The sequence below is a fragment of the Microcoleus sp. CAWBG58 genome (assembly GCF_020883045.1).
In the GTDB taxonomy this organism is placed as follows: domain Bacteria; phylum Cyanobacteriota; class Cyanobacteriia; order Cyanobacteriales; family Microcoleaceae; genus Microcoleus.
On record NZ_JAHRFA010000050.1, the window covers coordinates 20,947 to 30,563 of the forward strand.

The window sequence follows — 9,617 nt, forward strand, 5'->3', positions numbered from 1 at the left end:
TTTAGTGTTAAATTTTATCAATAAAAATTGATTTTAACCAAAAACAAACGCAGATAGATTTAAAAAATATCTGCGTTCCCAAGCGTTTATCTGACAAATCTGCGGTTAAAAATCAACCACCAGCAACGGCTGGGACAATACTCACTTCATCACCATCTTTAAGAGCAGTTTCCGTACCTTCCAAAAAGCGGATGTCTTCGCTGTTGACGTAGAAGTTCAAAAATCTGCGAGGTGCTCCTTGTTCGTCGCACAGGCTTTTTTTGATGCCGGGACAATTTGTTTCTAGCGCTTCAATCAGTTCGGAAATGTTTGCACCACCGCATTCTATTGTGGCTTGATTGTTGGTGAATTTTTGCAGGGGAGTGGGAATTAAAACTTTGACAGTCATTTTTTTAGTCCTTAGTCAGTAGTCAGTAGTCAGTAGTTATCAGTCAAAAGTCATTAGTCACAACTCAGTTCTCGGTTGTTAGCAGTCAGTTGTCATCAGTCAACACCTTGATAACTAATGACCAATGACTAATGACTAATGACCAATAACTATTAAACAGAAGCTTGCTGCCATTCCAAACGTTCGAGTGTCCGGGCCCGTTCGAGGGCGCGCTCGAAGGCTTCGAGTTTTGGTTCGAGGGTGATGGGTTCGCCGATGTAACCTTGAACTGCTTCTTGGGTTTTCAAGCCGTTGCCGGTGATGTAGGCGACAGTGGTTTCGTCGGGGTCGATCTTACCTGCTTCTACCAGTTTCTTCAAGACGGCGATCGTGGTGCCACCTGCGGTTTCGGTGAAGATGCCTTCGGTTTCTGCTAGCAGTTTCATGCCTTCGATGATTTCGGTGTCGCTGACGGATTCGATGTTGCCGCCTGTTTTGCGGGCGATGTCGAGGGCGTACATTCCGTCTGCTGGATTGCCGATCGCGATCGATTTAGCAATTGTATTCGGTTTGACTGGTGTTACGAAATCGCGACCTTCGCGGTATGCTTGGGCGATCGGGGAACAGCCGTCAGCTTGAGCGCCGCTGAACCGGACTTTCTTGCCTTCAACCAAGCCGACTTCGGTGAATTCGTTGAAGCCTTTATAAATTTTGGTGAACAAGGAGCCGGAAGCGAGGGGGGCGACGATGTGATCGGGCAATTTCCAGCCTAGTTGTTCGGCGACTTCGTAGCCGAGGGTTTTCGAGCCTTCGGAGTAGTAGGGACGCAAGTTGATGTTGACAAATCCCCAGCCGTGTGTATTGGCTACTTCGCAGCAGAGGCGGTTAACTTGGTCGTAGTTGCCGTGAACTGCCATCACAGTCGGATTGTAAATCAGGGTGCCCAGGACTTTGCCTGCTTCCAAGTCGGAGGGGATGAAGACTACGCAATCTAGTCCGGCGTGGGCGGCGATCGCCGCGGTGGAGTTAGCTAAGTTACCGGTGCTGGCACAGGATACTGTGGTGAAACCCAATTCTCTCGCTCGGCTGAGGGCAACTGACACCACTCTGTCTTTAAAGCTCAGAGTGGGCATATTCACCGCATCGTTTTTAATGTAAAGATTTTTGAGACCGAGGCGGCGCGCTAAGCGGTGGGACTTGACCAGAGGAGTCATGCCGGTACCGACATCAATGACGTTTTCTGTAGCGACTGGTAAAAATTCGCGGTAGCGCCAGATTGAGTTGGGGCCTGCTTGGATGGTTTGGCGAGTGACGCGGCGGCGGATAGCTTCGTAGTCGTACTTGACTTCTAGCGGGCCAAAACAGCAATCGCAGACGTGCTTGGCTTGGAGTTCGTACTCTTCGCCGCATTCTTTACATTTGAGGGCTGTGAAGGTTGCTGCTGTGGATTGGGTTCTGGTCGCCTGGGTCATAGCTCAACTCTCTAGTTTTGCGATGTTTTCTTAAGTCTTAGGAAAGATTAGCACGCTCGATCTACCCCGTCAACCATACCCGATTTTTTTAGTCGGGATTGATTTTTGGCAGTTTTTTATCCAAAATTGGAGGTTAGTTGATTGTCTTCAATCTTATTCTCAGAAAGGGTTTCAAGCTTTGCTGGGGAATGCTGGCCCAGAGGAAAATTATCTCAATTAACCGAACTCAAGAATGATTTGGTGGCAAAACTAATTTCAAAAATTTATAAAGTTTTTTTGCTGGGTAAGTCCTGGACACAACTCTCATAATTTAAAGAAAAGGTACGTAGTTGCGCTTTAGCGCTCTTTCTTTATATCTATGAAAGAGCGCTGAAGCGCAACAACGTACCTTGAGGAAATCCAAAATCTTATTACCCACCGCTGACGGGGGGGATGAGTACAACTTCGTCGCCGTCTTGGAGGATGGTGTCGGGGGAGACGAATTCTAGGTTGACGCCGAAGCGAGTAAGATCGCGCCACTGTTCTAATTGAGGGTATTGGGCGATCGAGCTTTCGAGCACTTCAGATACTGGGGTTTCGGGAGGAAGTTCTAGTGTAAGTTCCGAAACGCCGTAGGCTTCACTGAAGGCGGCGAATAGTTTAACGGTGATGGTAATTGAAGAGTTAGACACGGCTGTTTTGTGCGATCGACAGTTGGGCAATTATCAACTACACCATACAATTAATTGAGAAATACGCACACTCCCGGCTTAGAATTGAAAGCGGCAATCTTTAGTTAAGTTTTACCCTATCTAGTAAACATGAGAGTTGATTGCAGCATAAAATCCGAAGAGCCTTGTATGGCGATCGGTTTCACCAACCAGGCATTAGAAGCAATTGGCATTCACTTAAATGTAGCTAGCGAAGATTGAGTTTGCTGGTGTTGAGCTGACGACAAGACTAATTTTTAAGGATGCGATATCCATACTTCTCCGTAATTGTGGGAGAGTAGCAAAATATCGAACTAACTTTAGCGAGTAACAAAGCAGACTATGCTCTGCTAACTGGCTGATTCCCGACTAAAAATCTGGTTGTCCAGTCCAGCTTATAATTTCCAAAGCTTTGCTCCGCTTAGGAAGCGTGCCCTTCGATCTCAGAATAATAGTCAAGTTAACGCGATCGAGATATTTATGCCAAATAACGATTTTAAAGTGCTTCAAATTATTGAAGCTAAAGGCTGGTATGCCTTTGGAAGTACGAAGCAAAGCCAGCACGTTGAGAGGTGGGTAAGGCCTGTGGTGTGTTGGGTTTTAATAGAAGATAAAAAAAAGCGGCGGATTGTGACTGCTACCGCTAGCTATCAGATCCAGATTGATGACAAAGAAGTCGAGTTTTTTGCCCATGAAAGCGAAATTCAAGATATCGAGAGCCTCCCCAAGTCTGTCTCGGTATCGGAATTTCTCAAAACAGAAGATTGAGATCGGGTGCACAAGGAGATTGTTTAACAAGTTATTAATCATTCCTTAGTAATTCCTTAAACTTGCTGCCGGATGCTTTTTCAATTGGAGGCAAAATCACTCTAATTGAGGAGAGGGGGAGAATTTATACTTTTGCCTTGCCTTCGGTATCTCTAGCCAAAGGTCTTCGGTACCCCAAAAAATAAAGAGGCCGGAAGATTGCTGGCATTGCCAACACGCTTCCGACCTTTGCTGAATAACAGGGTATGCATATGTTTTTAAAGTATGGCAGGCAAGCCTTATAAATATCAAGAGGACTATTGCAATCACCCACAGTAATTCCTTAAACTTGCTGCCGGATGCTTTTTCAATTGGAGGCAAAACCACTCTAATTGAGGAAATGGGAGATGAGAAGATAACGAGAATTTATACTTTTGACTTGCCTTCTGCGTCTCTAGCCGAAGGTTTTGGGTACCCCAAAAAATAAAGAGGCCGGAAGATTGCTGGCATTGCCAACACGCTTCCGACCTTTGCTGAATAACAGGGTATGCATATGTTTTTAAAGTATGGCAGGCAAGTCTTATAAATATCAAGAGGACTATTGCAATCACCCACTTTTACTTTTTGGGTATGTTTGCAAGGCTTCTACTATTTTAGACGGGAATTTTGAAATTTGAGGGCGGGTGATGGTTGCAGGTTAAGGATTCTAGCTATTTTTGTGTAGCCTGTGCTACCAAAAATGGGCGGGTCGATCGCCCGATCGGCCTAAATTGTTTGCATTCAAAGAGCAAAAGTGCCATGGCTGCGCCCCGGCTTGGGTGCTGCGAGTTCAAACCCCAGTAGCAACAGGTTCAGGCATCTGCTGCCACATCCGCCGCCCCAGCAAGGTCATCCGCACACCGCCCGCCGGCCCTAAAGTCACCCCTCGGCGTTTGGCTTGTACGGGCTTTTTCTCGGCCAAGGTTAAGTCGAAATCGCGCAAAATGGTTGCGATCGCCAGTTTCATTTCCAACTGCGCCAGCGCTAAGCCGATACAACGGCGACTACCGCCCCCAAAGGGCAAATATTCGTAAGGCGAGAATTGCCTCTGGAAAAACCGTTCAGGCTTGAATTGCAGCGGTTCTGGATACAAATCTTCCCGGCGGTGGGTTAAATAAATTGAGCCGAAAACCACCGTACCCGGTTCGAGTTGATGGCCCATTAGTTCCATGGGTTCCCGCACTACTCGCGGAAATGTCAGCATTCCCACTGGGTAAATTCGCAGTGTCTCTTGACAAACTGCACTCAGGTAAGGCAAGCGGGAAATCTCCATTGGGTCGGGGTTTTCGCCCAAACTGTCCAATTCTTGCAGCAGTTTCTGGCGTACCGAGGGCAAACTGTGAATCCAGTAAAAGGCCCAAGCTAGGGCTGTTGCTGTGGTTTCGTGGCCAGCAAACAACAGCGTCATTAATTCGTCGCGCAATTCGACCTTCGTCATTGGTTCGCCGTTTTCGTCGCGGGCGGCCATCATTAAGCTGAGAATGTCGGTGCGATCGGCATTTGGTTGCTGTTTGCGCTCTTCTATTTCGCCGTCCATCAGAGCGTGAATTTTTTGGCGCTGCTGTTTCATGCGTCCCCAAGGACTCCAAGGGCCCCAATCTTGCTGCAACCAGGGCAGAAATAGGATACTCGATCGCACCGGAGATCCGGTCATATCGATAATTGAAGCCAGCAGCGGGGAAAGTTGCTGCAACCGCGGCCCTTCATTCAGTCCGAAGACTACTTGCAAAATTACCCGCATGGTGATTTCCTGCATGGCTGTGCGGGCGACAAAAGGTCGATCGACCTTCCACTTGCTAGCAACATCTTGGGTGATATCGCAAATTTGCTGGCCGTAGTTTCGCATCCGTTCCCCGTGAAAGGGTGGCATCAATAATTGACGTTGCCGTTTGTGCTTTTCTCCGGAGATTACAATCATCGATTGTTCCCCCAGGACTGGTTTGAGAATACCGTTGATATCGCCTGGAGCATCAAGCGCCTTGCTGTTGAGCATTTCCTGGATCGCTTGCGGGTTGTGGATCATCACGAAGGGTTCAAGGTTGCCCCATCGAGTCGTGAAAATCTCCCCGTACTTTTTGGCGTTGGCGTCCATGTATGTCAGCGGATCGCCAATCCATTGAATTAGCTGCAAGAAGCGGGGAGTTTTGGGGCCGTCAGGTAGGGTCATAAAAATTGTGTTGGTGTTACAAGGCGCGGGCAACATCCATAGGAAATACGTAGAAACAGGCTATACGCTCTCCCATAATTTTAAGACTATTATTCTCGAACGGTACTCACAATGTCCTGTCCGAGCTCTGTAAAACGGACTGTTTTAATTTGCCAAGGAGCATAACTGGTTAAGGTTTGGCGCACGCCCCCGAACAAACCTAACATCTGACAGCTTGACAGATTTTGCAATTTCTGGCGCGAATTCCCCGAGGCCCGTAAATCTACGGTAGCGATGCCGAGGTCGCGATCGATTTTAAGCCGATAACCAACTAAACCCAGACTAGCGAAAATCTCCTGTTTTAATACTTCATTAACGGCCGATGACATTAACTGGTTGTCTGGGCCTGTAACTGTTGCTGGCTTGAGACTTTGACAAAGATTGTCTACCTCATAAACCGTAACTGTAGCTGTGGTTTCTGGTACTTTGGTATTCGGTAAAACCGAGCTAACAGAGTTAGAGGGCTCCGGTGGGGTCGATCGACTATCAAGTTTATTGCCCGTTAGCTGTAGGTGTGGGAACTGATGGCTGCTTGCTGAGGGTTGGCTCTGGTTTTCGGCTGATTTAGCTGCTGCATCGTAGCTAGAACAACTGCTACCCCCGATCAAAATTAATCCAGTCGCTAAATACCCGAAGTGTTTGCAGATAAGGTTCATAACTTTTTAATACTCAACTAAACGTCTGTGTAGGTCGGGCAGAATTTTGGTGGTAGCAAGCACTTAATCCCTGATTACACTCACTTAGAAGTATTTCCGCAGTACGAAGATAAAAACAAGTTCAGAGTTCTTGTTTAATAGTCCGGACAGTTTTTAGAGCACAGTCTGAAATCCTTGATTTACCCGAAAGCATATCGTGTGCCTCGTTAGCGTAGCCCTCGCAGAGGATCGCCATGAAACCCTTATTCTACGGTCGGCAATCAAAAATGTCCGAAATATTGCTTGCTAATACCTTTATTTTAGTGTTAGATTACACAAGAGGGGTGTCTCCCCTCATTGGTGCAACCCTGCCGTCTCCGTATCTCCGCAGATCGACCTCGCGATTTAAATCACAAGTTAGATCAAATACCTTGTCAGTGGTGTGATGTACCCCATGCAAATTTAGCTATTCCAAGGTCTGAGGTAACAGCCTCTTTCTGGTTGGCGAAAGCTTGAGTTTGCTAGTAGTAATGACGACAGAATTTAGACTCTTGCCACGTATTGTGGCATGGTTCAACAACCGTGCCGAAAGCACCGCGATAAGGACTGTGCAAGTAGCGAACAACATACAGAAGATTTCAGCAAACTGAAGTACAAAAAAACTGGTTTCCCTAGAGCTGCACCTGTGAGAGTCGGCCATGATTCCGAGTTTCTGATGTGCAGTAGTTCGAGCTGAAATTTGGTGTGATCCGGATCTCTAATTAACTTGCGTATCAAGATTATTATCGCAGAATAAGGTGCTTTTTGTAACAAATCTACTAAAAATCGAGCGAAAACATGATCGAACAGCAATTAACAAAAGTTTTGGCGACAGCAGCGATCGCCCTGTGCGCTCTGACAGCGGCTTCTGCGCCAAGTTATGCCCGGCCGACAGTGGGGGAAAGCGGATTTTGGTGCAGCACCTCGACAGGTGCGCCGGTGACGCTGTACCAAAACCCTCAAGGTGCAGTAGAGCCTTGGATTGAGTGGACTTCTGATTATTTTTCCGGTTCGGGCTACGATCCGGCAACTCGGTGTCAATTGGTCAGCCAACGCCTCGAAAGCTATCGCCGCAACCGAATGCTGAGGTACATTACCGTTGGTCAGATGAACGGCCAAAATGTCATCTGCACGGCGAATCAAGTCAATGGTGTGTGCCAAAATTTGATTTATACCCTGCGGCCCGGCCAAGACCCGATCGGCTCTTTGTATAATTTGTTAGCTTGGCGTCAAGGACAGGTGGGGATGCCCTCTACGGAGGAAAGCAGCCAAATTCCTTACATTGATGTGAGAGAAAAGCTAGGGGAAAAACTAGGGGAAAATATGGGCGATAGGGCGCAACTGCCCCCTTTTTCTCGGCCCTCGGAACTGCGGTAAAGAGTGGAAAATTGCCAATCTCATTGCCAATTCCCGGGGGTGAAGTGGAAAATTTGGCGCGGCAGGCGACGATACGCATCAAAACCTCGAAATCCTCGGGTTCTGGGGCGATCGTCCAACGCCAGGGACAAACCTATACTGTGTTGACGAGCTGGCACGTTGTGGCTTTCGACAAGGGCGATCGTACAATTATCACGAGCGACGGCCAGATCCACCAACTGTTGGGAGTTCCGCAGCGACTGGGCGATACCGATCTGGCGATCGTTAAATTTAGCAGCGCGATCGAATATAAATTAGCGCCGATTGGTGCCCGGCCGCCAGCGGTGGGAGAGCCGCTACTGGCGGCCGGATTCCCTGCGGAGACTGGGGCGTTGGCCGTAGCCCAGGGGTTTGTAGAACTGCTGCTGCCAAAATCTTTACCTGAAGGCTATAGCTTGGGCTATACAAATGAGGTTAAAATTGGCATGAGCGGTGGCCCGATTTTTAATGCCAAAGGTTTCTTGGTTGGGATTAACGGTCGAGGTAAGTATCGAGATCCCGGTTTTGGCGTCTATGCTTTTGAAGATGGAAGTGAACCGACGCCGGAATTATTGGAAAAGATGGTTAAATCTAGTTGGGGAATTCCTATCAGTACATATTTGCAGTTCGTCTCGTCTCATCTGGAGAGTTAGCGATGAATTCGTGGGGTTTGCGGTTTGATGCCCTAACGGTCATGTTGACCGGTGCAGTAGTGGCGGCAGCAATTGTCGGCCCACAATATGCTGCTTGTGCTAAAACAGCCCAAGAAGTTGCGGAGCTAGCGATGTTCACAACTGTAGAAGTGAACAACACGCTGGGTTTTGCGGCTGGTGGCTCAGGAGTAATTATTGCTAAACAGGGGAATATTTACACTGTTCTGACGGCGAATCACGTAGTGGCAAGTCTCGCCCAAGAATACAGCATTCGCACTCATTCGGAAAAAAGCTATACAGCAATCAGAATACAGCGACTGCCGAAAAACGATCGCGATATAGACTTAGCCTTGATCCAGTTTCAGAGTCGCGATCGGTATCCAGTAGCGCCGATCGGCGAATCGGAACGTGCTGTTGTTGGTTCTACTATTTACGTTGCTGGCTATCCGCTCCCGATCGCCTCTGGATCTGAAAGAAAACTCGAATTTACTGCTGGTATTATCTCTTCTCGCGTCGGTCGCGCATCGTCGGGGTACGGACTGCGCTATCAAGCTGTCACAAGACGTGGGATGAGCGGGGGGCCTGTATTTGATGCTGATGGCAGAGTTGTAGGAATTCACGGCCAGGGAGATACTGTCGGTACGGTGAAGAGCCAGTGGAACGGTCAGATTGAGGAGATTAAAACCGGGTTGAATGCCGCCATCCCGATCGATGCTTTTACGGCGTTGCGATCGCAAATCTTACCTAACGGGTTTGATATTCTCAGCAATATTGCGATCGACCGCAGCTCTCCCCAAACTCAACCGAATCTCCAGCGGGGGGGATTTGTGTGCGATACCTCAACGGGAGAACCAGTGACTGTATATCAAAATCCCCAAGGGTTTAGAGAGCCTTGGATTCGCTGGAATTCTAATTTCTTTTCTAGTGCTGGCTACGATCCTCTGACTCGCTGTCAACAAGTGACTCAACGCCTGGATAATTATAACCGCAACAAACAGCTTAATTATGTCACTGTCGGTATGGTAAACAATCAAAAAGCGATTTGCACGAGCAGCCGGATTAACGGGCCGTGCGAAGGTTTGATCTACACGTTGCGCCGAGATCAAGATCCGGCTCCTGCACTTAGCACTTTCTTTGTTTGGCTGGCGAATCAAAAGGCTAGACCGTCTCTTTTTGAAAGTGGCGCTCCGATTTATATTAATCTTGGGGAACGACTAGATGTAGATATTGCCGATCCCTAAAGAAACAGTTTGTAGTGCGGACTTCAGTCCGCAGCAGAAAGCGGACTGAAGTCCGCACTACGAACCTTACAGTTTGTAGTGCGGACTTCAGTCCGCAGCAGAAAGCGGACTGAAGTCCGCACTACGAACCTTAC

At 48.0% G+C, this 9,617-nt stretch carries 9 protein-coding genes; 4 read left to right on the forward strand and 5 right to left on the reverse strand.

The window, feature by feature from the left end; genetic code table 11:
* Positions 1-112: 112 nt before the first annotated feature.
* From QZ918_RS20905 to QZ918_RS20915, 3 genes are all read right to left on the reverse strand, one after another.
* Complete coding sequence (locus QZ918_RS20905; RefSeq protein ID WP_293151030.1) at positions 113-388, reverse strand: MoaD/ThiS family protein; 276 nt, start codon at positions 386-388, stop codon at positions 113-115.
* 152 nt (positions 389-540) lie between these two features.
* Complete coding sequence (gene thrC, locus QZ918_RS20910) at positions 541-1,839, reverse strand: threonine synthase (protein WP_293338120.1); 1,299 nt, start codon at positions 1,837-1,839, stop codon at positions 541-543.
* 410 nt (positions 1,840-2,249) lie between these two features.
* Positions 2,250-2,510: a MoaD/ThiS family protein gene (locus QZ918_RS20915; RefSeq protein ID WP_293151024.1), complete on the reverse strand. Its 261-nt coding sequence runs from the start codon at positions 2,508-2,510 to the stop codon at positions 2,250-2,252.
* A 498-nt stretch (positions 2,511-3,008) separates the two neighbouring features.
* Between QZ918_RS20915 and QZ918_RS20920 the strand changes: the two genes are divergently transcribed.
* Entirely contained in the window at positions 3,009-3,296 is a 288-nt protein-coding gene (locus QZ918_RS20920; RefSeq protein WP_293151021.1) for a hypothetical protein, read from the forward strand.
* An 808-nt stretch (positions 3,297-4,104) separates the two neighbouring features.
* Here the strand turns inward: QZ918_RS20920 and QZ918_RS20925 are convergent.
* Both QZ918_RS20925 and QZ918_RS20930 read right to left on the reverse strand, forming a co-directional pair.
* Positions 4,105-5,481 (reverse strand): cytochrome P450, encoded by a 1,377-nt coding sequence (locus QZ918_RS20925; protein WP_293338121.1) that lies wholly within the window; start codon positions 5,479-5,481, stop codon positions 4,105-4,107.
* Between the two features lie 89 nt (positions 5,482-5,570).
* The gene (locus QZ918_RS20930; RefSeq protein ID WP_293338122.1) at positions 5,571-6,176 is read right to left on the reverse strand and encodes a hypothetical protein; all 606 of its coding nucleotides are present in this window, start codon (positions 6,174-6,176) and stop codon (positions 5,571-5,573) included.
* 816 nt (positions 6,177-6,992) lie between these two features.
* Here QZ918_RS20930 and QZ918_RS20935 point away from each other — a divergent pair.
* Genes QZ918_RS20935 through QZ918_RS20945 form a run of 3 tightly spaced genes read left to right on the forward strand, consistent with a single transcriptional unit; the run spans position 6,993 to position 9,483 of the window.
* Positions 6,993-7,571, forward strand: coding sequence for a COP23 domain-containing protein (locus tag QZ918_RS20935; protein ID WP_293151012.1), 579 nt, complete (start codon positions 6,993-6,995; stop codon positions 7,569-7,571).
* Positions 7,572-7,582: 11 nt separating this feature from the next.
* Entirely contained in the window at positions 7,583-8,242 is a 660-nt protein-coding gene (locus QZ918_RS20940; protein ID WP_293338123.1) for a S1 family peptidase, read from the forward strand.
* A 2-nt stretch (positions 8,243-8,244) separates the two neighbouring features.
* Positions 8,245-9,483: a COP23 domain-containing protein gene (locus QZ918_RS20945; protein WP_293338124.1), complete on the forward strand. Its 1,239-nt coding sequence runs from the start codon at positions 8,245-8,247 to the stop codon at positions 9,481-9,483.
* Positions 9,484-9,617: the final 134 nt, after the last annotated feature.